This is a genomic window from Xanthobacter lutulentifluminis, assembly GCF_043194675.2.
Taxonomy (GTDB): Bacteria; Pseudomonadota; Alphaproteobacteria; order Rhizobiales; family Xanthobacteraceae; genus Xanthobacter.
Genome location: NZ_CM195525.1, coordinates 1,824,359 through 1,845,975, shown reverse-complemented (window position 1 = coordinate 1,845,975; position 21,617 = coordinate 1,824,359). Strand labels below are relative to the sequence as shown.

Below are 21,617 nucleotides of genomic sequence, written 5' to 3'. Positions count from 1 at the left end.
GCCCCCAGCCGCGCTCGGCCGCACGCCGCCTGCCCGGCGCCGGCGAAATGCTCTACAGACAGACCGGGATTCGCGCATCCACCGCGCCGGCAGGGAGAGCCTTCGTGACCACATCCACCGACACCATCGACCTCGGCCTCGCAGCCGCCCAGACCATCGTGGCCGGAGCCCTCGCCCATGCCCGGGGCAATGCCATGAACCCGCTGGCGGTCTGCGTGCTCGATGCGCGCGGCGCGCTGAAGGCGTTCGCGGCCGAGGACGGCACCAGCCTCAACCGTGGCGACATCGCCCGCGGCAAGGCCAATGGCGCGCTGGCGCTGGGCATGGGCTCGCGCTCGCTGTTCAAGCGGGCGAAGGAGCAGGCCTTCTTCATCGCCGCCGCCGCCACGACCATCGGCGGCTCGCTGGTGCCGGTGCCCGGCGGCGTGCTGGTGCGCACCGCCTCCGGACGCCTGATCGGCGTGGTGGGCATCTCCGGCGATACCTCGGACAATGACGAGGCCTGCGCCCTCGCCGGCATCGCGGCCGCGGGCCTCGCCGGCGATCCCGGCGCGGACTGACGCCTGAAACGACAGCGGCGGCCCTCGGGCCGCCGCGTCACGTGGGGAGGAGTGGTGCGCCCTCGGGCGAACGCGCCTCAGGCGATGCGCGCGGCTTCCTCGAAGTCGAGGCGCGGCAGGCGCGGCATCACCTTGGCGGGGTCGCCATGGCCGATGGCGGCGATGAAATTGGTCTTCACCGTGCCGCCGGGGAAGAATTCCGCATCCACCTTGGCCGCGTCGAAGCCGGACATGGGGCCGACATCCAGCCCCAGCGCCCGCGCCGCGAGGATCAGGTAGGCGCCCTGCAGCGAGGAGTTGCGGAAGGCGTGGGGCTCGATGGCCGCCGGATTGTTCACGAAGATGTCGCGGAAGCCCGGATTGTGCGGGAACACCTGCGGGATCTTGTCGTGGAAGGCGAGGTCATAGCCGATGATGGCGATCACCGGCGCGTCGAGCGACTTCACGTTGCCCGGCGAGAGGGCCGGGCGCAGGCGCTCCTTGCCCTCGGCGCTGGTGATGAAGACGAAGCGGGCCGGCTGGGTGTTGGCCGAGGTGGGGCCGAACTTCACCAGATCGTAGAGGGCGCGGATCTCCGCCTCGGTCACCGGCTGGTCGGTCCAGCCGTTCTGGGAGCGGGAGGCGAGGAAGAGGCGGTCGATGGCGGCCTGGTCGATCTTGGCGGTCATGGCATGTCCATTGGGAAGGCGCGGGCGGCGCGCGGATAGAAAAGGGCCATGCTCGACGTAGGCCGGCAGCGGCAGCGGTACAATGGCCCCGGCGTGCAAGCCGCGCTTGCATCCCTGCATGCGCACCGACCATCACGAACCCTGATCGATCCCCAACCGCAATTTATGGGCATTCGCGCGGCGAAGCCTCTATAACCCGGCCATCCCTCCGCCCGTCCGGAGCCGCCCAGGAATCCGCCCATGACGCCGCACGCCCTTCCCCTCGCCGTCGATGCCGGGACGGAAGATCCCTATCTGGAGCGGGTGCGCGATCATGTCCGCGCCCTGCCGGAGAGCGGCATCGTCGAGGTGATGAACTACGGCCGCTGCCGCCCGGGGATGATCCCGCTGTGGGCGGGCGAGGGCGACGTGCCCACCCCCGGCTTCATCTGCGAGGCGGCGGCCGCCGCCCTCCATGCGGGCGAGACCTTCTACACCTGGCAGCGCGGCCTGCCGGAGCTGCGCGCCGCTATCGCCCGCTACATGGCGGGCACCTACGCCATCCCCGAGAATCCGGACCGCTATTTCGTCACCGGCTCGGGCATGCAGGCCATCCACATCGCGCTCGCCATGGCGGTGGGGGCGGGGGATGAGGTCATCATTCCCTCCCCCTCCTGGCCCAATGCCGCCGCCGCCGCGCAGAAGGCAGGCGCGCGCCCGGTGTTCGTGCCCTTCACCTATGATTCCAACGGCTTCTCGCTGGACCACGACCGGCTCGCCGCGGCCATCACGCCGCGCACGCGCGCCATCTTCCTGAACACCCCGGCCAACCCCACCGGCTTCGTCGCCACCCGCGAGGATCTGGTGGCGGTGCTGGCGCTGGCCCGCCGCCACGGCCTGTGGATCATCGCCGACGAGATCTACGGCCGCTTCTATTACGGCGCCGCGCCGCGGGCGCCCTCCTTCCACGACGTGATGGAGGAGGACGACCACATCCTGTTCGTGCAGACCTTCTCCAAGAACTGGGCCATGACCGGCTGGCGCGTGGGATGGATCGAGGCGCATCCGCGCTTCGGCCAGATCATCGAAAATCTGATCCAGTATTCCACCTCCGGCGTCGCCGCCTTCATGCAGCGCGGCGCGGTGGCGGCGCTGGAGCAGGGGGAAGCGTTCGTGGCCGACCAGATCGCCCGCGCCCGCGCCGGCCGCGATCTCGTGGGCGATGCGCTCATCGGCACCGGGCGGGTGGATCTCGTGAAGCCGCCCGGCGCCTTCTATCTGTTCTTCCGCATCGACGGGCGCCCGGACGTGCGCAGCCTCGGCCTCACCCTGGTGGACGAGGCCAACGTGGGCCTTGCCCCCGGCACCGCCTTCGGGCCCGGCGGGGAGGGCTTCATGCGCCTGTGCTTCGCCCGTGGCGAGGCGCAGCTGGCCGAGGCGAGCCGGCGGCTGGTGGCCTGGCTCGAGGGACCCGGCGCCGCGTGACCGCCCTGTCGCTGCGCCTGAAGACCGCCGTCGCGGCGCTGGTGACGCTGGGCGCGGCGGGGCTCGGCGGCGGGGCCTTCGCCCTCGCCGGGCTGCCTGCCGCGTGGATCTCGGGCGCGCTGGTGGCCACCATCGGCCTCGCCCTCGCCGGGTTGAGGATGGAGGTGCCGGAATGGCTGCGCCTCGCCGCCTTCGTGGTGCTGGGCGCCTCCATGGGCACCGTGCTGTCGCCGGAGACGCTGGCTCGCGCCGCCACCTGGCCGGTGAGCATGGCCTGCCTCGGCGCCAGCGTGCTCGGCACCATGGCTGGCGCCACCGTCTTCCTCACGCGGGTGGCGGGATGGAGCCGGGAAACCGCCTTCTGGGCCTCCGCCCCCGGCGCCTTCGGCACGGTGATCGCCATGGCGGCCGACACTCCGGCCGACCTGCGCAAGGTGGCATTCGCCCAGACGCTGCGGCTGTTCCTGCTGGTGGCGGCGCTGCCCAACGTGCTGGGCGCGCTGGGCCTGAGCGGGGGAGGCGTGCCGCCGCCGCCCCATGTCTCCACCCCCGCCGAGGTCGCCCTGCTGCTGGCGGTCTGCGCCGGCGCCAGCCTTGCCGCCGCGCGGCTGCGCCTGCCGGGCGGGCTGATCCTCGGCGCGCTGGCGGGCAGCGCCCTGCTGCATGCCTCCGGCGCCTCGGATGCGGTGCTGCCGCCGGCGCTGCTGGTGCCGGCCTTCGTGGTGCTGGGCGCGAGCGTGGGGGTGCGCTTCGCCGGCACCACCTTCTCCGCCATCCGGGCCTATACGGTGGCCTCGCTCGGCGCCTTCGTGGTGGCGGTGGCCATCGCCACCGCATTCGCGCTCCTCGCCGCATGGCTGACCGGCGACGACACGGGCAAGCTCGTCACCGCCTTCGCCCCCGGCGCGCTGGAGGCCATGACGGCGCTGGGCTTCGCCATGGGCTACGACCCCGCCTTCATGAGCGCCCACCACCTGTTCCGCTTCGCCGGCCTGTCGGTGGCGCTGCCGGTTGCGGCTCGGCTGCTGTTCGCAGCCGCCGAAGAGGCGGATGAGGATACCGTTACGGAAGATGGGCACACGAAATAGTGTAGGGCTACCGCTCGCGCCCCTCTTGCACTGCAACATGGGCCTCTCCTAAGGACACCGGGCCCCGGCGGTCGGGGCGATGTGACGGAGGGGAACTTGCGTATCCTGGATGATCTCGCGCTTCTGGTCGGGCGCCTGTGCATGGCGGCGCTGTTCCTTCCGGCCGGCATCGGCAAGATCGACAACGTGGCCGGGTTCGCCGCCTCGCTGGCCGGAAAGGGCGTGCCCGCGCCGGAGCTGATGACCTATCTGACCATCCTGGTGGAAGTGGGCGGCGGCCTGCTGCTGATTCTCGGCCTGCTGCCGCGCATCACCGCCATCGTCCTGATCGGCTTCACCATCGTCGCCACCGCCACGTCGCATGTGTTCTGGACCATTCCGGACGCGGCGGCCGCGGCCGGCCAGCAGATCCATTTCGTCAAGAACGTGGGTCTCGTCGGCGGGCTGCTGTTCTACTTCGCCGCCGGCGCGGGCGCCTTCTCGGTGCCGTTCGGGCGCAAGGGCTGACGTCTCGGATCTGGCCGCGTCCGCCGCCCCGTGCGGTGGACCGGTCGGGCTCAGCCGGCCGAATCGGGCGCGGCGCCGTAGCGATGCAGGTCGGAGCCGTGGCGCCGCAGCCAGGCCTCCGCCTCCCGCCGGTGGGGGCAGACCTGCTCCACCAGCCGCCAGAAGCGCGGGCCGTGGTTCATCTCCAGCCGGTGGGCCACCTCGTGGGCCGCGAGATAATCGAGCACGAAGGGCGGCGCCATCACCAGCCGCCAGGAAAAGGAAAGATCGCCCCGCGCCGAGCACGAGCCCCAGCGGCTCGCCGTGTCGCGCAGGGTGAGGCGGCCGATGCTGACGCCGAGGGCCGCGGCATAACGGCGGACGGCTTCGGCAAGATCCTGCCGTGCGTCGCGCTTGAGGAAATCCTGAACCCGGCGCGCCACATGGGGCGCCTCCCCCGCCACGCAGAGCGTGGGCGTGCCGTCGGCGCCGGATGCGGTCCAGACCGTGCCGCGCGCGTCCGGGCAATGGGCAATGCGGTGAGGGATGCCGCGCACCGGCACCAGCGCGTCCGCGCCGAACGGCACGGGCTGGGGCAGGCGCACGAGCCGCACGCGCACCCATTCGCGGTGCCGCTCCACGAAATCGCGGGCAAAGCCGATGGGGACGTGGGGCGGGGCGGTGAGGGTGACGTCGCGCGCCGCGGCACGGACCCGGAGCGTCAGGCGCCGCGCCTGCGGATGCCGCCGCACGGTGACGCGCAGCGGTCCGTCATCGAGCAGGAGCTCGATCCATTCCGCCGCCCGGGGCGCGGGCGGCGTGCGGTCACGGCGGCGAAACAGCATGGGGCGACCGGGGCGAGGTTACCTCCATATCTTCACCGGAATTGCGCCGGCCTGCCAGTGCTAAGTGGGAGCAATCCGGGGATAAAAGGCAGTCACATTCTTGTTGAGAGCGAACACGTCCGGCTCCTCTTCGCCCGAAATGGGGGCCGGAGCGGGCCGGTCATCGCCCGCTGGCCGAGCAGCGCCGCGCGGAAACTCCTGGTTCAGGATGAAATCCGAGATGCGCGGCGCGATTTCCGAGCGGAAGCGCGAGCCGTTGAACACGCCATAGTGACCGACGCCCGGCTGCTCCCAGTGGGCGCGCTTGTCCTCGGGGATGTTCGGGCAGATCTTGTGCGCCGCCTTGGTCTGGCCGATGCCGGAGATGTCGTCCTTCTCGCCCTCCACCGTCATCAGCGCCACGCGGTGGATGGCCTCCGGCTTCACGAGCTGGGAATGGTGCAGGATCTCGCCCTTGGGCAGCGCGTGGGTGATGAACACGTTCTCCACGGTCTGCAGGTAGAAGTCGGCAGTCAGGTCCATCACGGCGAGGTATTCGTCGTAGAAGTCGCGATGCTTCTCGGCCGAATCGCCGTCGCCCTCCACCAGGTGGCGGAACAGGTCCCAGTGGGCCTGCAGGTGCCGGTCCAGGTTCATGGACATGAAGCCGTTCAGCTGCAGGAAGCCGGGATACACCTCGCGCATGGCGCCGGAGTGCGGCCACGGCACGGTGGTGATGACGTTGCGGCGGAACCACTCGATGCCGCGGTCCTTGGCCAGCGCGTTCACCGCCGTGGGCGCCTCGCGCGTGTCGATGGGGCCGCCCATGAGGATCATGGACTTGGGGACGAAGGGGTCCTCCTCCGCCTCCATGCGGGCCACCGCCATCATCACCGGCACGGCCGGCTGGCACACCGCCATCACGTGGCAGTCGCCGCCCATGCGATGGAAGATGGAGATGAGGTAGTCCACATAGTCCGACAGGTTGAACGAGCCTTCGGCCAGCGGCACCAGCTTGGCGTCGATCCAGTCGGTGACGTAGACGTCATGGGTGGGGAGCATGGCCTCCACGGTGCCGCGCAGCAGCGTGGCATGGTGGCCGGACACCGGCGCCACGATCAGCAGGCGCGGCTGGGGGCGGCGCGGGGGATGCTCGAACGCGCGCTCGAAATGCAGCAGGTTGCAGAAGGGACGCTGCCAGACGGTATTGACGTGCACCGGCACGTGCTGGCCGCCCACCGAGGTGTGGGTGATGCCCCAGTCGGGCTTGCCATAGCGGCGGGTGGTGCGCTCGAACAGCTCGCAGGCGGCCGCCATGGACTTGCCGAGCGTGGTGTGGGCCACCGGATTGATGGGGTTCTTCAGGAACATGCGGCCCGCGTCCGCCATGTGGCGGGACGGGTTGAGCGCGGCGTAGCCCATCTCGTACAGCCAGTAGAGCGGCGTCGAGAGGCCGATGTCGCCCTGGCGCTGCAGACGCGAGGCGCCCGCGAATTCACCGATTGCCATCTGCGCTCCTCACCATTAGTGCGCTCCATTACGTTCGCGCCTTGTGAAAACGTGGGCGCAGTCGCAGGTTTGGTCAATGCCGACAAAAGACATAGATGGCGCTTCCCGAGGCCCTATGGCCGTCATGTCACTCTTCCGTAAGGGAATGGCAGGCGGTAAGAAAGTATTCGGCAGGGGAGGAGACCGGTGAGCACCGCGTTTGTCACGCCCCCGCACGGGCGCTCGTTCGGCCTTCGGCTCGACACTATCATCCGCCTGCGCTGGCTGGCCGTGTCGGGCCAGATCGCGGCGCTGGTGGCGGTCAATCTCGGCCTGGGCTTTCCCCTGCCGCTGACGCCCTGCCTCGCGGTGGTGGGGCTTTCGGCGCTGGTGAACGTGCTGCTGCGGCTGAAGTATCCCGGCGCGCACCGGCTCGGCGATGCCGCCGCCGGCCCGCTGCTGGCCTATGACGTGCTGCAGCTGACCGCGCTGCTCTATCTCACCGGCGGGCTGAAGAACCCGTTCGTGCTGCTCTATCTGGCGCCGGTGATGATCTCGGCCACCGCGCTCTCCTGGAGCACGACGGTGCTGCTGGGCATCCTCGCCGTGGCCTGCGCCGGGGCGGTCGGCCTGTGGGCGCGGCCGCTGCCGTGGGCCGGGACCGACCTGCCGGTGCTGCCGGATCTCTATCTCGCCGGCATCTGGGTGTCGCTGACGGTGGCGGTGGGCTTCATCGGCCTGCATGCGTGGCGGGTGGCCGAGGAGGCGCGCGAGCTGGCGGACGCCCTCGCCGCCACCGAGCTGGTGCTGGCGCGCGAGCAGCACCTGTCCGCCATCGACGGCCTCGCCGCCGCCGCCGCGCACGAGCTGGGCACGCCGCTCTCCACCATCGCGCTGGTGGTGAAGGAGATGCAGCGCTCCATGGATGCCTCCAGCCCCTATGCCGAGGACGTGGCCCTGCTGCGCGATCAGGTGAACCGCTGCCGCGACATCCTGCAGACCCTCACCTCGCTGCAGGCCGGCGATGCCCCGTTCGACCGCATGCCGCTGGCGCTGCTGCTGGAGGAGGTGGTGGAGCCGCACCGCAATTTCGGCATCACCATCGACGTGGCGGTGAAGGAGGACCCGGACGCGCCGGTGATCGCGCGCAATCCGGGCCTGCTCTACGGCCTCGGCAATCTGGTGGAGAATGCGGTGGACTTCGCCGCCACCCGCGTGGACATCGCCGCCCAGTGGAGCCCCGCCGGCCTCGACATCGTGGTGGCGGACAACGGCCCCGGCTTCTCGCCGGAGGTCAGCGGCCGCATCGGCCAGCCCTACGTGACCTCCCGCGCGCGGGACCGGCAGGAGGGCGAGCTCGACCAGCAGGACGGGGAGAGCGGGCTCGGCCTCGGCTTCTTCATCGCCAAGACCCTGCTGGAGCGTACCGGCGCCACGCTGACGTTCCAGAACCGCTTCCCGCCCGAAACCGGGGCGGTTATCCGGATCCACTGGCCACGCAAGGCGTTGGCCATCGAGACGGATGGAGGCGCGACAAAGGGACGCGGATCGGATTAATCTCGGGGGCAGGTGACGTATGCAGTCAGAGGCCCTTGCGTTCATGACCGGCACGGCCGGAGCCCGCATTGTTGAGGAAGACGCGATGAATGAGACGACGCCGCCAGAAGCGGGGGATGACCGGTCGGTTCTGATCGTGGACGACGACCGTTCCTTCCTCCAGCGCCTCGCGCGGGCCATGGAAGCCCGCGGCTTCGAGGTGGCCACGGCGGAGACGGTGGCCGACGGCCTCGCCCGGGTGGAGGCGTCCGCGCCCGCCTATGCGGTGGTGGACATGCGGCTCGGCGACGGCACCGGCCTCGACGTCATCTCGGCGCTGAAGCGCCACCGCCCCGGCGCGCGGGCCATCGTGCTCACCGGCTACGGCAACATCGCCACGGCGGTGACGGCGGTGAAGCTCGGCGCGGTGGATTATCTCGCCAAGCCGGCCGACGCCGACGACGTGGTGGCGGCCCTGCTCGCCAATGCGGACCACAAGCCGACCCCGCCGGAGAACCCCATGTCCGCCGACCGGGTGCGGTGGGAGCATATCCAGCGCGTGTACGAATTGTGCGGCCGCAACGTCTCGGAGACCGCCCGCCGCCTCTCCATGCACCGCCGCACGCTCCAGCGCATCCTGGCCAAACGCGCGCCGCGGTAGCGGCTCGCGTTCACGGGGAAACCTCCGCGCGCCGCGGTAGCGGCTCGCGTTCAGGGGGAACCTCCCGCGCGCCGCGGTAGCGGCTCGCGTTCAGGGGAGAAGCCGCGCGTGGGGCCCGGACCAGCGTGGGCGCCGCGTGGTCGGAATCATCGTTACGCGCCGCGTCGATGGTCGGCGGCGCGGCATCTCGGCTTGTCCGCGCGGGTGTCGAAGTGGCGCGTCGCCGCGCGCGGAGCCGGCCGTGCGCGGGGCGTGGTCGGGCCGGCGCGGATGCACCGCGCTCAGGCGAGGCCGCGCAGCAGGTCCGGGTCGTAGAGCAGGCCGAGGCGGGTGGCGGCGGCGCGGGCGAAGCGCAGCGTCAGGGCCTTGCGCGTCGCTCCGGCCATGGGATGCAGCGGGGCCTCGCGCAGGCATTCCGCGCCGAACGCGTCCGCCACCAGCAGGCCGGCATCCTCCGGCAGGATCTCGAGCGGAAAATCCAGCGGCACGGCGAACAGCAGCCGGTCGCAGAAGGCGCGGTATTCCGGCCACTTGGCGTCGGCGCGGAAGTCCGCGACCGAGGACTTGATCTCGATGATGGTCACCTCGCCGCGGCCGGAGAGGGCGAGCACGTCCGCCCGCCGCCCCGAGACCAGCGAGAATTCCGGCACGGCCGCGAGCCCCACCTGGGCGAGATGGCGCAGGACACCTCTCTGCACGGCCCGGGCGGTGTCCGACTGGCGGCCGTCGGGCCGGGGATCGGGCAGCAGGTCCCTCACGGGGCGGCCCCGGCGGCGCTCTCGGCGGCCGGGGCGGGCGGGGCGAAGCCGCGCTTGATGGCGGCGTTGATCTCCCCGCCGAACACGAAGATGGTCGCGGTGAGATAGAGGAACACCAGCGCGATCATCACCGACGCGAGGCCGGCATAGGTGGTGACGTAATTGGCGGGGAACTCGGCGAGGTAGAAGCCGAACGCGGTGGCCGCCACCAGCCACAGCACCAGCGTCAGCAGGATGCCGGGCGCCACCTCGCCGAGCGTGCGCCGGCCGGCGGGCAGCCACAGGTGGGCCACCACCAGCGACACCACGAGGATGATGGAGGTGGCGCCGAAGCGGATCAGGGTGATGGCGCCGGCGAAGGGCTTCAGCGCCGGCAGCTGCGCCACCGCCGCCTGCCACAGCAGCGGCCCCAGCACCACCAGGAACGACAGGGCCAGCATGGAGACTGCCGCCAGCAGCACGTAGCCGATGGATTCGAGCCGCAGCCAGTACCAGCGGCGCATCTCCTTCACCCCGTAGGCGCGGTTGAGGCCGATGCGCAGGCTCTCGATGCCGTTGGAGGAGAAGTAGATGGCGAGCACCACGCCATAGGTGAGCACGTCGGTGCGCACCTGGTTCACCACGTTGTAGATCTCGCGGGAGATGGGGCCGGAGACCTGCTCGGGCCAGGTCTCGAGAATCAGCTGGATGGTCTCCGCCGCCAGCGGCCGCAGATCGAGGAAGCCGGCGAGCGCGGTCACGAAGATGAGGAAGGGAAACAGCGACATCAGCGCGGACAGCGCGATGTGGCTGGCGATGGCCCAGCCGTCATCGGCGGAAAAGGTCCACACCGCATCCATCATGATGTTGAACAGGCGCCGCAGCATGATCGCTCCGTTGTCCCGGGTGACATCGGGCTTTCCGGCCGGAATGGCAAGCACGCACCGCCGGGCGCAGGGCAGGCCGCCGCGGGGCGGTGTCGCGGCCGGGGCCTGCGCTCCGCCCGGGCGGGCCGTGAGCCGATCCCACGGACGGGAGGGCAGGGAAGCGGCGCGGGGAGGGAGAACGAGCAGGCTCGCTCCCTGTCACTCACCGGCCGCGGGCGGGAGCCCTTCCAGCCGCTGCCGGCGGGAGCGCAACCGCGCTCAGGAGATCGTCGCGCCCCGGAAGGTCCCTCCCATCCGGGCGCGGATGCCCCTGCCGCGGGAAGAGACGACCACCTGCTCGGCGATGAACTCGCTTCCGGGTGCGCGTGCCCATCTCCACGCGCCGGCGAAAGGGCGGATGCTCCACGGATCACGGCCGGTCTCCCGCCCTATCGCCGTCCCTTGGGCAACCTCCGGACGGTCGTGGCGCGCGCGGCTTCCCCGCGCCAGAGCAGGGCCGGGACGGCAAATGCCCGTGCCACTCGCCGTGGCTGAAGGCGGAAGCTGTTCCGTGCCACCGGGGCCGGCGAGGCCGGCCCGGCCACACTCGGGGCGGGCAGCCGCGCGTGCGCTGGCGGGGCGGCCGGCCTTGGGATAGGAACGGACGGCGGCTCCTCCCGCCGCGCCCAGCCTCCTTCCCCAGCGGAGCCATGCGCATGTCGCTGCCCGAACCCGCCCCTGCCGCTCCGCGCCTGTGGGACCGGCTGACGGCGCTCATCGCCCCTGCGCATTTCAAGCTGGGGCTGCGCGCCGCGCTCGCCGGACTGGTCGCCTACGTGGTGGGCTTCGGGCTCGACCTGCCGAACGCCTACTGGGCGGTGCTGACCGCGGTGCTGGTGGTGCAGGCGACCATCGGCGCCAGCCTCTCGGTGGCGTTGGACCGGGCGCTGGGCACGGTGGCGGGCGGCGTCATCGGCGTGCTGGCGGCAACCCTCGCCGGCGTGCGCGAGCCCTATCTCCTCATCGGCCTCGGCATCGCCCTGTTCCTCGCCTCCTCGCTGTCGGCGCGCTCGGCCAGCTTCAAGCTGGCGCCGCCCACGGTGGCCATCGTCATGCTGACGGACCCCGGCCATGTGGAGCCGTGGGTCTCGGGCCTGCACCGCATCATGGAGATCGGCGTCGGCGGGGTGATCGGCATGGCCTGCTCGCTGCTGATCCTGCCGGAGCGGGCGCTGCTGCGGCTGTTTCCCCATTGCGCCACCGCGCTGCGCATCTGCGGCCAGCTCACGGACATCGGCGGCGCCGGCATCCTTGGCCGGGGGGTGGACGCGGGCGCCATCGACCGGCTGAATTCCGGCGCGCGGGTCGCGCTCAGGGCCGCCGATGCCCGCATCACCGAGGCGCTGCGCGAGCAGGTGGGGCGCTTTTCCGGCACCGCCGATCCCGCTCCGGTGGTGCGCTCGTGCCGGCGGCTGTGGCATTCCGTCATCATCCTGCTGCGCTCGGCCGACCGGCCCATGGCGGCGACGGTGGCGGAGCGGTTCGGGCCGGCGGTGGATGCGGCGGTGACCGCGCTGTCGGCCCAGATGGGCGCCATGGCCGACCGGCTGGAGGGCGTGGCGGTAGCTGATTACAAGGCTCGCGCCGCTGCCGTCCGCGATGCGGTCGCCGCGCTGGAGGCCCAGGCCGAGCGGCTGAACGCGGAAGGCGGCCTGGAAGCCGCCGGCGCCGACACGCTCACCGCCGTGTTCACCGCCGTTTCCGCCTGCAACCACATGGCCGAGAACCTGGAAGACGTGGCCGCCCGCTTCGACGAGCTGCAGGCGGCGCTGCGGCTCTGAGCGCGCCGGGGGCCTGCCCGCGCGCGGCGCAGCATCGCCCGAAGGTCGGATCGACCGGGCCGGCGATTGCGTATTCAGTCCGTGCCGCGCCGGCGGGCGCCCCGGCCGTCGCCTGCCGCGCGATGCCGCATGCGCGGGCCCGTCCGGGCCGGCGCGCCGGCCGTAAACAGGCGTTGCCTTGCGCCGGTTCCGGGGGCAAGGATAAGCCAATTCTGCAACGCACAATCGGGGAACGACCTTCATGTCTGCCAGCGCCGCCCTCCAGCCCGTGGAAGCCGAGACCTTCGACGCCGTCGCGCTCGGCCGCGCCGCGACCGACAGCCTCGAGAAGCTGCTGGCCGAGGCCACCTCGCTGGTGAAGGCGAAGGTGACCGAGGGCGGCCGCATCTCCTCGGCGCTGCTGGAGAAGGAGCAGCGCGCCACCCACGGCCTCGCCTGGCTCGCAACCTACGTGTTCTCCGTGCGCGAGCTGGTGCATTACGCCGACCGCCTGACCGAGATGGGCAAGTTCGGCGACACCGAGAAGCTGATCGTCCAGATCGGCCTCGGCGAGTATGTGGCGCAGATCCTCGGCGGCATTCCCATGAGCCAGGGCGAGATCGTGCGCCTCGCCGACCTCTACGTGCCCGCCTCGACCGCCGCCGCGCTCGCCGCCGACCCGGCCATCGCCGCGCTGGCGGAGAAGGGCAACACCGCCGCCAGCCGCGCCGCCCTCGCCGACATCATCCGTGAGGCGCATCTGGCCGGCACCATCGGCGAGGCCGGCCTCGACGAGACCATGGAGGCGATGCGCACCGAGATGCACCGCTTCGTGGAGGCGGAGGTCGCCCCCCACGCCCACGAGTGGCACCTGAAGAACGAATACATCCCGCTGGAGATCATTTCCCAGCTGTCCGAGATGGGCGTGTTCGGCCTCACCATCCCGGAGGAGTTCGGCGGCCTCGGCCTGCCCAAGGAGGCCATGTGCGTGGTCACCGAGGAGCTCTCGCGCGGCTATATCGGCGTCGGCTCGCTCGGCACCCGCTCGGAGATCGCGGCCGAGCTCATCCTCGCCGGCGGCACGGATGACCAGAAGGCGCATTTCCTGCCCAAGATCGCCTCGGGCGAGATCCTGCCCACGGCCGTCTTCACCGAGCCCAACACCGGCTCCGACCTGGCCTCGCTCCGCACCCGCGCGGTGAAGGACGGCGACGTCTACAAGGTCAACGGCAACAAGACCTGGATCACCCATCCGGTCCGCGCCGACATCATGACCCTGCTGGTGCGCACCAATCCGGCCGAGCCCGGCTACAAGGGCCTCTCCATCCTCATCGGCGAGAAGCCGCGCGGCTCGGACGAGAACCCGTTCCCCGCCGAGGGCATGACCGGCGGCGAGATCGAGGTGCTCGGCTATCGCGGCATGAAGGAATACGAGATCGGCTTCGACGGCTTCACCGTGCCGGCCAAGAACCTGCTCGGCGGCGAGGAGGGGCAGGGCTTCAAGCAGCTCATGACCACGTTCGAGAGCGCCCGCATCCAGACCGCCGCCCGCGCCGTGGGCGTGGCCCAGGCCGCCATGGAGGTGGGCCTGAAGTATGCCGAGGAGCGCATCCAGTTCGGCAAGGCGCTCATCACCTTCCCCCGCGTCGCCGACAAGATCGTGATGATGGCGGTGGAGACCATGATCGCCCGCCAGATCACCTATTTCGCCGCCCGCGCCAAGGACGAGGGGCGTCGCACGGATCTGGAGGCCGGCATGGCCAAGCTGCTTGGCGCCCGCGTCGCCTGGGCGGCGGCGGACAATGCCCTGCAGATCCACGGCGGCAACGGCTTCGCGCTGGAATATCCGGTGTCGCGCCTTCTGTGCGACGCGCGCATCCTCAACATCTTCGAGGGCGCGGCGGAGATCCAGGCGCAGGTGATCGCCCGCCGCGTGCTCGACGGCGGCAACTGAGCCCGCGCGCCCCGGCCTGCGCCGGGGCATCCCACCGGGAGGCGTCGCCCCCCGCGTCGCCCATCCCGCCCGCACGGGCCGGGATGGGCCGCGGCGGCGGGGGCTTCCCGGGCGTCCCATCACCGAACCGGGGAGGAGGGCAAGTGCGCCTCCTCCAGCCCGGAGGGGCACATGAGCGCTGCGGTGGTCATCACCGATGCCGGTCCGGCGGACGAGGCGGCGTGGCGCCGGCTCTGGGCCGGCTACAATGCCTTCTACGAGGCGGACGTCGCGCCGCAGGTCACCGCCCGCACCTGGGCCCGCATCCTCGATCCCGCGTCGCCGATCTTCTGCCGCCTCGCGTGGCATGAGGGGGAGGCGGTGGGGTTCACCATCGGCGTGCTGCACGAGGGCACCTGGGTCACCGCGCCCATCTGCTATCTGGAAGACCTGTTCGTCGATCCCGCCCGGCGCGGGCTGGGGCTCGGCCGGGCGCTGATCGCGGATCTCGTCGCGCAGGGGCGGGAGGCCGGCTGGTCGCGCCTCTACTGGCACACCCGCGCCGACAACCCGGCCCGCAAGCTCTACGACACCTTCGTCGCGGCCGACGATTTCGTGCGCTACCGCATGGACCTGTGAGCGCGCACGGCGGCACCCGCCGCGCGCAGGGCCTCGAAGGTCGCAGGTCAGCCGAGCCGCGCGGCATTGTCCCGCGCGTAGGTCTCGAGCGAGCGGGGGGCGACGCCCGTCAACGTCTCCACATCGCCCGTGACACGGGCCGTCCAGCCCTCGCGGACGGGATGGAACAGCGAGGCGAGAAAGCGCGCATAGGCCTCGTCCACCCCCGCGCCGGTCAGGATGGCAACGAACGCATCGTCGCTCACCGGCGTGTAGGCGACGGGCTTGCCGGTGACCTGCGCGAGGAGGGCGGCGGCCGCGCCATAATCCAGCGCCTGCGGCCCCGTGAGGTTGAAGGCGCGGCCGTCGAAGCGGTCCGTGGTCAGGGCGGCGGCGGCGCTCGCGGCGATGTCGCGGGCGTCGATGAAGCTGGTCTTGCCCTGCGCCGCCGGCAGCGCGATCTGCCCGTGGTCGATGCCGGCCTTCCAGAAGGTGTGGAAATTGTCGGCGAACCAGTTGGGCCGCACGATCACGAACGCCGTGCCCGACCGCTCCAGCGCCAGCTCCGCCTGCCGGTAGGGGATGGCCTCGTCGGCGTCCACGCCGAGCGCGGTCATCAGCACCACCTTCACCTTGCGGGCGGCGGCGGCCTCGATCACCGGCAGCAGGCGGGCGAGCACGTCCACCGAGCCGGTGGGCGCGAGCACGAAGACGCGGTCCACGCCGTCGAAGGCGGCAGCGAAGCCGGAGGGGTCGTCGAGATCGAACGCGACGCCGGGCGCCCCCTCCACCGGCGCGCCGGAGCGCGAGGCGGCGCGCACCTGTTCGCCCTTGGCGAGGAGGGCGCGCACCAGCGGGCGGCCGACGTTGCCGTTGGCGGCCAATACGAGAATCCGACCGGACATGTTCATTCTCCTTCGTGCCGCGCGGCGGGGCAGGCGTGCCGCACCATCGCCGGGGGATAGGTATCTGTTGGAAACCATGTTCCGATCGGATACATACTGTGGCTGTGAACGGCCCGAAAGAGAGCACCTGAATCTCACATGGTCACGTCCAGGAAACCGCCCGTGGCGGCGGATACGGAAGGCGCGGCGGACTGCGCGTTCGTCTGGCCGTATGACGTCTACGAGGAGCGCTGCCCGACGCGGATGGTGCTCGACCGCATCGCCGACAAGTGGGCGCTGCTCATCCTCGACCGGCTGCGCGAGGGGCCGGTGCGCTTCAATCACCTGCGGCGGGACATCAAGGGCATCTCGCAGAAGGTGCTGTCGCAGACGCTGAAGAAGCTGGAGCGCGACGGGCTCGTCTCGCGGGCGGTCTTTCCCACCGTTCCGGTGACGGTGGAATACGCCCTGACCCCGCTCGGCCGCACGCTCACCGATGCGGTGGCCGCCATCGCCCACTGGGCGGAGCGGAACATGGACGAGGTGCTCGCCGCCCAGGCCGCCTACGACGCGCGCGGGGCTGCCGGCGCGCGCTGATCCCTCAGTCCTCCGCCTCCGGCTCGTCGCCGGGCACATATTCGAGGATGTCGCCCGGCTGGCAGGAGAGCACGTCGCAGATGCGCGCCAGCGTGTCGAAGCGCACGCCGCGCACCTTGCCGGATTTCAGCAGGGACACGTTCTGCTCGGTGATGCCGATGCGCTCGGCCAGCTCGCGCGAGCGCATCTTGCGGCGCGCGAGCATCACGTCGAGGTTGACGATGATGGGCATGTCGCAGCCTTAGCCTTCCCGCTCAGACGAAGCCCGCATTTTCTTCGGCGATGCGCGCCGCCTCGCGCATGACGGCGCCGATGCCGATCACCAGCAGCCCCACGATCACCGCCACCACGTCGTGGCTCGACACGGAAAGGGCGATGGCGCGCCCGCCCGGCCGGTTGCCGAGGGTCAGCGCGATGCTCAGCGCCGCGCCCACCAGCGGGCTGATGAGCCCCTGCAGCGCCACCGCCGCGCCGAAGCGCTCCAGGCGCAGCGCCAGCATGGGCGAGATGATCTCGCCCCGCCCGAAATCGCGGAAGATCTGGCGCACCTGCAGCAGCCCGTAGGCGAGGATGCCGAGCGGCACCGCCGAGATGACGAGGCCGGCGCACAGGCTCGCCCCGTCGAGCACCACGGCGTGCCCGACAAGGCCGATGCGCGGCACGATGATCTGCCCCACCAGCGTCGGCGACAGCCAGATGCCGAGGCCGGACGCCACCAGCAGCAGCACGATCACGAGGGTGGCCACGGACAGGATGCGGCCGAGCCGCACGATGCGGCGCAGGCGCGGGTCCAGCGGCTCGGCGGCGGCAGGCGAACGGGCAGGGACAGGGCGAGGCATGCAGAGGCTTTCCTTGACGCATTCAAATTTTATCGTAAAACAGCAAACATTCAACCTGAAATGAGATCATACATGCGTCTCGGTCGTTGCTTCGTCCGCCGCTTCCTGTCCCGGCTCCTGCTGGCGCTCGCCGTGCCGGCGCTGGCCTTGTCGGTCGGCGCCTGCTCGCACGTGCCCGTCGGCAGCCTGCCGCAGCTTGCGAGCCTTGATCTGGACACGGCGGACCTCTCGGTGCTGCGCGCCGCCGTCCGCGCGCCGAAGGAGATCGTCGCGGTGCCCGGCGGGGCGTTCGTCATCATGTCCTACTGGCGCCCGGGGGAGGAGGGCCGCAAGACCACCATCCAGGCCGCGCTGGAGGTGGAGGTCGACGCGAAGGCGCTCGCCGCGCTGAAGGAGGAGGAGCGCGAGGGCATGCGCATCACCGTGTTCCGCCTGACCGACGAAGGCCGGCGCAAGCTCGAGGCCGCCCGCAGCGAGGCGCTGGCCATCAAGTCCGAGGAGCTGGCGAAGGGCCGGCGGCTCGCCGGCTCGCTCGCCGTCTCCGCCGAGGGGTGCGTGCGCGGCACGCTGCCGTCGGGGCCGCTGCCGCTCAGCACCTACCTGCGGCTGAAGCCGGGCGGCAATTTCGTGCCGCTGATCCAGGACATGGACCTGCGCACCCTCCTCGCCCAGGCCGGCTCCGGCACGGATGCCATGAAGCCATGCGGAAGCTGAACCTTCCCGCGGGCTGATCCCGGTCGCTGATCCCGGTCAGCGCGCTCACGCCTGCGGATCGGGCGGGGGGATCTCCACCTCCGTCACCGCGTGGCCGGTGAGGCGGAAGAAGGCGCGCAGCGCGTCCGGGGGCAGCACGGTGGTGCGATCATTGGTGAGGGGATGGCACCCCACCGCCTCGGCCCGCATCAGCGCCGCATCGACGACGACGCGCACCTGCCGGCCGGCATCATTGGCGGCCGCCAGCAGCGTCACCGATCCCGGCGCCACGCCCAGCAGCTCCATCAGCGCCTCCGCCGAGCCGAACGAGAGCGAGCCGCGCGCCCCCAGCGGCCCCTTCAGCGCCTTGAGGCTGACCGGCGTATCCTCGGCGATGGTGACGAGGAAATAGGTCTTCTTCCCGTCGCGCAGGAACAGGTTCTTGGTGTGGGCGCCGGGAATGTCGCCGCGCAGCGCCTGCGACTGCGCCACCGTATGCACGGCCGGATGCGCGTAGGTGGTGGCCTCGATGCCGTTGGCGGCGAGGAAGGCGAGGAGGGCGTCGGGCGTGAGCGGCGGTGTGGCTGTCATGGTGCGTGGTGTCATGGCGGGCGGTGTCATGGCCGGGGTGTCATGGCCGGTGGTGCGGCGGCCGGCGTCGTGCGTGTCGGGATCGGCAGCGCGGGAGAGCGCCGGGCGGGCAAGGCATAGCCCCGCCGTGGCGGGGCCTGCAAGCACCTGCCGCGACGCGGTGCGCAAGCACCCGTTGCCGGGGACTGGCCCCGTGCCCTTGGCCGTCCCGGCCCCCCGAACGCGCCGATCCCCTCTATTCCCCGTCCCGCCTCCCCTCCGCCCGCCGGGAGGCGCGCCCTCGCGGTCATTGCGCCGCGCGAATGCAGCTTTGCCGCTTCGGGATCTTTCGCTTGCGCACAATTTCCCCGACACTGGCCCACGGTGCGGTGCGGCATGGGGAGTTCCGGGGGATGAAGAGCGCGGTCGTGTCCATGGAATCCTCAAGCAACGCAGACGTGAAGGACCAGCCGCTCCGCGACGACATCCGCCTGCTCGGCCGCATCCTCGGCGATACGGTGCGCGAGCAGGAGGGCGATGCGGTCTTCGATCTGGTGGAGCGGGTGCGCCAGACCTCGATCCGCTTCCATCGCGACGACGAGGAGGCCGCCCGCGAGGAGCTGGGCGCGCTCCTGGATGGCCTCTCCCCCGACCGCGCCGTCGATATCATCCGCGCCTTCAGCTATTTCTCGCACCTCGCCAACATCGCCGAGGACGAGCACCACATCCGGCGCAACCGCGCCCATGCCATCGCCGGCTCGGCCCCGCGCGCCGGCAGCCTCGCCTATTCCTTCGCCCGCGCGGCGGCGCAGGGCATCGACGCGCAGACCCTCGCCGGCTTCTTCTCCGGCGCGCGCATGAGCCCGGTGCTCACCGCCCATCCCACCGAGGTGCGCCGCAAGAGCACGCTGAACCGCGAGATGGAGATCGCCGCCCTGCTCGATCGCCGCGAGCGCGTGGTGCCCACCCCCGAGGAGCAGGCGCAGGACGAGGAGACGCTGCGCCGCGCCGTGCTCACCCTGTGGCAGACCGCCCTGTTGCGGCGGATCAAGCTGACGGTTCTGGACGAGGTGGCGAACGGCCTGTCCTATTACGACTACACCTTCCTCACCGAGCTGCCGCGCCTCTACTGCGCCATCGAGGACCAGCTCTCGCAGGACGGGGCGGAGGTGGCGCTGCCGTCCTTCCTGCGCATCGGCAGCTGGATCGGCGGCGACCGCGACGGCAATCCGTTCGTCACCGCCGAGGTGCTGCGCGAGGCCACCCGCCTGCACCGCGACCGCATCCTCGCCCATTACGAGGAACAGCTGCACCAGCTCGGGGCGGAGCTGTCCCTCGCGGCACGGCTGGTCACCGTCTCCGACGAGCTGGCCGAGCTCGCCGCGCGCTCGCCCGACCGCTCGCAGGAGCATCGCGAGGAGCCCTACCGGCTGGCGCTCGCCTATGTGCTCGGCCGGGTGCGGGCCACCGCCCGCCAGCTGCGGGAGGAGGAGCCGGAGGCGGGCGCCCTCGAGCCCTATGGTGCCGCCGCCGAGCTCGGCGCCGACCTCGACGTGATCAACGCCTCCCTGTGCGCCAACGGCTCGAAGGTGCTGGCGCGCGGGCGCCTGCGCCTGCTGCGGCGCGCGGTGGACTGCTTCGGCTTCCATCTCGCCTGCCTCGACCTCAGGCAGAATTCGGACGTGCACGAGCGCACGGTGGCCGAGCTGCTGGAACAGGCCATGCCCGGCACCGGCTATGCCGCCCTCGACGAGGAGGGCCGCATCGCGCTCCTCCTGCGCGAGCTGGCGAGCCCACGCCCGCTGGCCTCGCCCTTCCTCGCCTATTCGGACGAGACGCGCTCGGAGCTGGACATCCTGCGCAGCGCCGCCGAGGTGCATCGCGCGCTGGGGCGCGAGGCCATCCCCAACGCCATCATCTCCAAGGCCGAGGGCGTCTCCGACCTGCTGGAAGTGGCGCTGCTCCTGAAGGAGGTGGGCCTCGTCTCCGCCGAGGGGACGTCCGGGGTCAACATCATCCCGCTGTTCGAGACCATCCCGGACCTGAAGGCCTGCGCCAAGGTGATGGAACGGGCCTTCTCCATCCCCGCCTATCGCAAGCTGGTGGCGAGCCGTGGAGACGAGCAGGAGGTGATGCTCGGCTATTCGGACTCCAACAAGGACGGCGGCTTCGTCACCTCCGGCTGGGAATTGTACAAGGCGGAGATCGGCCTCATCGAGGTGTTCCGCGCCCACGGCGTGCGCCTGCGCCTGTTCCACGGCCGCGGCGGCTCGGTGGGCCGCGGCGGCGGGCCGAGCTACGACGCCATCCTCGCCCAGCCGGGCGGCGCGGTGAACGGGCAGATCCGCATCACCGAGCAGGGCGAGATCATCGCCTCCAAGTATTCGAACCCGGACGGCGGCCGGCGTAACCTTGAAATACTTGTCTCGGCGACGCTGGAAGCCTCCCTGCTCCAGCCCCAGCACAACGCGCCGCGCACCGAGTTCCTCACCGCCATGGAGGAGATTTCGGACACGGCGTTCGCCGCCTACCGCAACCTCGTCTACGAGACCGAGGGGTTCGAGGAGTATTTCTGGTCCTCCACCGTCATCAGCGAGATCGCGACCCTGAACATCGGCTCGCGCCCGGCCTCGCGGGCGAAGTCGCGGGCCATCACCTCGCTGCGGGCGATCCCGTGGGTGTTCTCCTGGGCCCAGTGCCGGCTGATGCTGCCGGCGTGGTACGGCTTCGGCGCCGCGGTGGAGGCGTTCGTGGAGCGGCGGCCGGATTACGGCCTGTCCTTCCTCAATGCCATGTACCGGGAGTGGCCGTTCTTCCGCACCCAGCTGTCCAACATGGACATGGTGCTGGCCAAGAGCTCGCTCGCCATCGCCTCGCGCTATGCCGAGCTGGTGCCGGACGAGGCGCTGCGCGTCGCCATCTTCGGCCGCATCCGCGCCGAGTACGAGCGCACGCTCACCCACCTCAACGCCATCATGGGGCAGGAGCGGCTGCTGGAGGGCAACGCGCTGCTCGACCGCTCCATCCGCAATCGCTTCCCCTACCTCGACCCGCTGAACCACCTGCAGGTCGAGCTGCTGCGCCGGCACCGCGCCAACCCCGGGGACGACAAGGTGCTGCACGGCATCCAATTGTCCATCAACGGCATCTCGGCGGGACTGCGCAACTCGGGCTGAGGGCGCGGGGTCTTCCCCCGCAGCCCCGTTCGCGCTCTAATCAAAACGATTAAAACGAAGCGGGAGCCGCCAGACGCGCGGCCAGCCGCCGGGCGCGCAAGGAGGAAAG

Annotated in this window: 21 protein-coding genes; 12 read left to right on the top strand and 9 right to left on the bottom strand. The window is 71.1% G+C overall.

Annotated features, from left to right (window positions below; translation table 11 throughout):
• Window positions 1–104: 104 nt before the first annotated feature.
• On the top strand, window positions 105–560 hold the full coding sequence (locus V5F49_RS08330) for a GlcG/HbpS family heme-binding protein (protein WP_394117796.1): 456 nt from the start codon (window positions 105–107) through the stop codon (window positions 558–560).
• Between the two features lie 77 nt (window positions 561–637).
• Here the strand turns inward: V5F49_RS08330 and V5F49_RS08325 are convergent, their stop codons facing one another.
• Window positions 638–1,228 carry a malonic semialdehyde reductase gene (locus tag V5F49_RS08325; RefSeq protein ID WP_394117795.1) on the bottom strand — a complete coding sequence of 197 codons (591 nt, stop codon included), beginning with the start codon at window positions 1,226–1,228 and terminating at the stop codon, window positions 638–640.
• Between the two features lie 240 nt (window positions 1,229–1,468).
• Between V5F49_RS08325 and V5F49_RS08320 the strand changes: the two genes are divergently transcribed.
• The 3 genes from V5F49_RS08320 to V5F49_RS08310 all read left to right on the top strand — a co-directional run bounded on the left by V5F49_RS08320 (window position 1,469) and on the right by V5F49_RS08310 (window position 4,287).
• Window positions 1,469–2,692: a pyridoxal phosphate-dependent aminotransferase gene (locus V5F49_RS08320; protein ID WP_394117794.1), complete on the top strand. Its 1,224-nt coding sequence runs from the start codon at window positions 1,469–1,471 to the stop codon at window positions 2,690–2,692.
• Entirely contained in the window at window positions 2,689–3,780 is a 1,092-nt protein-coding gene (locus tag V5F49_RS08315; RefSeq protein ID WP_394117793.1) for an AbrB family protein, read from the top strand. The genes V5F49_RS08320 and V5F49_RS08315 overlap by 4 nt, the downstream gene beginning before the upstream one ends.
• Window positions 3,781–3,876: 96 nt before the next feature.
• Window positions 3,877–4,287, top strand: a complete 411-nt coding sequence (locus V5F49_RS08310) for a DoxX family protein (protein ID WP_394117792.1) — start codon at window positions 3,877–3,879, stop codon at window positions 4,285–4,287.
• A gap of 50 nt (window positions 4,288–4,337) precedes the next feature.
• Here V5F49_RS08310 and V5F49_RS08305 read toward each other — a convergent pair whose 3' ends face one another.
• Together V5F49_RS08305 and V5F49_RS08300 are read right to left on the bottom strand one after the other, a co-directional pair.
• Complete coding sequence (locus V5F49_RS08305; RefSeq protein ID WP_394117791.1) at window positions 4,338–5,111, bottom strand: M48 family metallopeptidase; 774 nt, start codon at window positions 5,109–5,111, stop codon at window positions 4,338–4,340.
• Between the two features lie 60 nt (window positions 5,112–5,171).
• On the bottom strand, window positions 5,172–6,599 hold the full coding sequence (locus V5F49_RS08300; protein WP_394117790.1) for a polyhydroxyalkanoate depolymerase: 1,428 nt from the start codon (window positions 6,597–6,599) through the stop codon (window positions 5,172–5,174).
• A gap of 186 nt (window positions 6,600–6,785) precedes the next feature.
• Between V5F49_RS08300 and V5F49_RS08295 the strand changes: the two genes are divergently transcribed.
• Window positions 6,786–8,135, top strand: coding sequence for an ActS/PrrB/RegB family redox-sensitive histidine kinase (locus tag V5F49_RS08295; protein WP_394117789.1), 1,350 nt, complete (start codon window positions 6,786–6,788; stop codon window positions 8,133–8,135).
• A gap of 85 nt (window positions 8,136–8,220) precedes the next feature.
• On the top strand, window positions 8,221–8,775 hold the full coding sequence (locus tag V5F49_RS08290) for an ActR/PrrA/RegA family redox response regulator transcription factor (RefSeq protein ID WP_394117788.1): 555 nt from the start codon (window positions 8,221–8,223) through the stop codon (window positions 8,773–8,775).
• 281 nt (window positions 8,776–9,056) lie between these two features.
• Here V5F49_RS08290 and V5F49_RS08285 read toward each other — a convergent pair whose 3' ends face one another.
• Window positions 9,057–9,533: an MmcB family DNA repair protein gene (locus V5F49_RS08285; protein WP_394117787.1), complete on the bottom strand. Its 477-nt coding sequence runs from the start codon at window positions 9,531–9,533 to the stop codon at window positions 9,057–9,059.
• Window positions 9,530–10,399, bottom strand: coding sequence for a YihY/virulence factor BrkB family protein (locus tag V5F49_RS08280; protein WP_394117786.1), 870 nt, complete (start codon window positions 10,397–10,399; stop codon window positions 9,530–9,532). The genes V5F49_RS08285 and V5F49_RS08280 overlap by 4 nt, the downstream gene beginning before the upstream one ends.
• A 695-nt stretch (window positions 10,400–11,094) precedes the next feature.
• Here V5F49_RS08280 and V5F49_RS08275 point away from each other — a divergent pair.
• The 3 genes from V5F49_RS08275 to V5F49_RS08265 all read left to right on the top strand — a co-directional run bounded on the left by V5F49_RS08275 (window position 11,095) and on the right by V5F49_RS08265 (window position 14,770).
• Window positions 11,095–12,219 (top strand): FUSC family protein, encoded by a 1,125-nt coding sequence (locus V5F49_RS08275; RefSeq protein ID WP_394117785.1) that lies wholly within the window; start codon window positions 11,095–11,097, stop codon window positions 12,217–12,219.
• Between the two features lie 241 nt (window positions 12,220–12,460).
• Window positions 12,461–14,152, top strand: a complete 1,692-nt coding sequence (locus tag V5F49_RS08270; RefSeq protein WP_394117784.1) for an acyl-CoA dehydrogenase family protein — start codon at window positions 12,461–12,463, stop codon at window positions 14,150–14,152.
• Between the two features lie 171 nt (window positions 14,153–14,323).
• Complete coding sequence (locus tag V5F49_RS08265; protein ID WP_394117783.1) at window positions 14,324–14,770, top strand: GNAT family N-acetyltransferase; 447 nt, start codon at window positions 14,324–14,326, stop codon at window positions 14,768–14,770.
• Window positions 14,771–14,817: 47 nt separating this feature from the next.
• Here the strand turns inward: V5F49_RS08265 and V5F49_RS08260 are convergent, their stop codons facing one another.
• Complete coding sequence (locus V5F49_RS08260) at window positions 14,818–15,654, bottom strand: SDR family oxidoreductase (protein WP_394117782.1); 837 nt, start codon at window positions 15,652–15,654, stop codon at window positions 14,818–14,820.
• Window positions 15,655–15,897: 243 nt separating this feature from the next.
• On the opposite strand from V5F49_RS08260, the gene V5F49_RS08255 reads away from it, so the two are divergent.
• Window positions 15,898–16,230 (top strand): winged helix-turn-helix transcriptional regulator, encoded by a 333-nt coding sequence (locus V5F49_RS08255; protein ID WP_394117808.1) that lies wholly within the window; start codon window positions 15,898–15,900, stop codon window positions 16,228–16,230.
• 4 nt (window positions 16,231–16,234) lie between these two features.
• On the opposite strand, the gene V5F49_RS08250 is transcribed toward V5F49_RS08255, so the two are convergent.
• Together V5F49_RS08250 and V5F49_RS08245 are read right to left on the bottom strand one after the other, a co-directional pair.
• Window positions 16,235–16,462 carry a helix-turn-helix domain-containing protein gene (locus V5F49_RS08250; RefSeq protein ID WP_394117781.1) on the bottom strand — a complete coding sequence of 76 codons (228 nt, stop codon included), beginning with the start codon at window positions 16,460–16,462 and terminating at the stop codon, window positions 16,235–16,237.
• Window positions 16,463–16,484: 22 nt separating this feature from the next.
• Window positions 16,485–17,069, bottom strand: coding sequence for a DUF2975 domain-containing protein (locus V5F49_RS08245; RefSeq protein ID WP_394117780.1), 585 nt, complete (start codon window positions 17,067–17,069; stop codon window positions 16,485–16,487).
• A gap of 72 nt (window positions 17,070–17,141) precedes the next feature.
• Between V5F49_RS08245 and V5F49_RS08240 the strand changes: the two genes are divergently transcribed.
• On the top strand, window positions 17,142–17,783 hold the full coding sequence (locus V5F49_RS08240) for a hypothetical protein (RefSeq protein WP_394117779.1): 642 nt from the start codon (window positions 17,142–17,144) through the stop codon (window positions 17,781–17,783).
• Window positions 17,784–17,828: 45 nt separating this feature from the next.
• Here V5F49_RS08240 and V5F49_RS08235 read toward each other — a convergent pair whose 3' ends face one another.
• Complete coding sequence (locus V5F49_RS08235) at window positions 17,829–18,353, bottom strand: prolyl-tRNA synthetase associated domain-containing protein (RefSeq protein ID WP_394117778.1); 525 nt, start codon at window positions 18,351–18,353, stop codon at window positions 17,829–17,831.
• Window positions 18,354–18,745: 392 nt separating this feature from the next.
• Here V5F49_RS08235 and ppc point away from each other — a divergent pair, with 392 nt between their 5' ends.
• The gene (gene ppc, locus V5F49_RS08230) at window positions 18,746–21,508 is read left to right on the top strand and encodes a phosphoenolpyruvate carboxylase (protein ID WP_394117777.1); all 2,763 of its coding nucleotides are present in this window, start codon (window positions 18,746–18,748) and stop codon (window positions 21,506–21,508) included.
• Window positions 21,509–21,617: the final 109 nt, after the last annotated feature.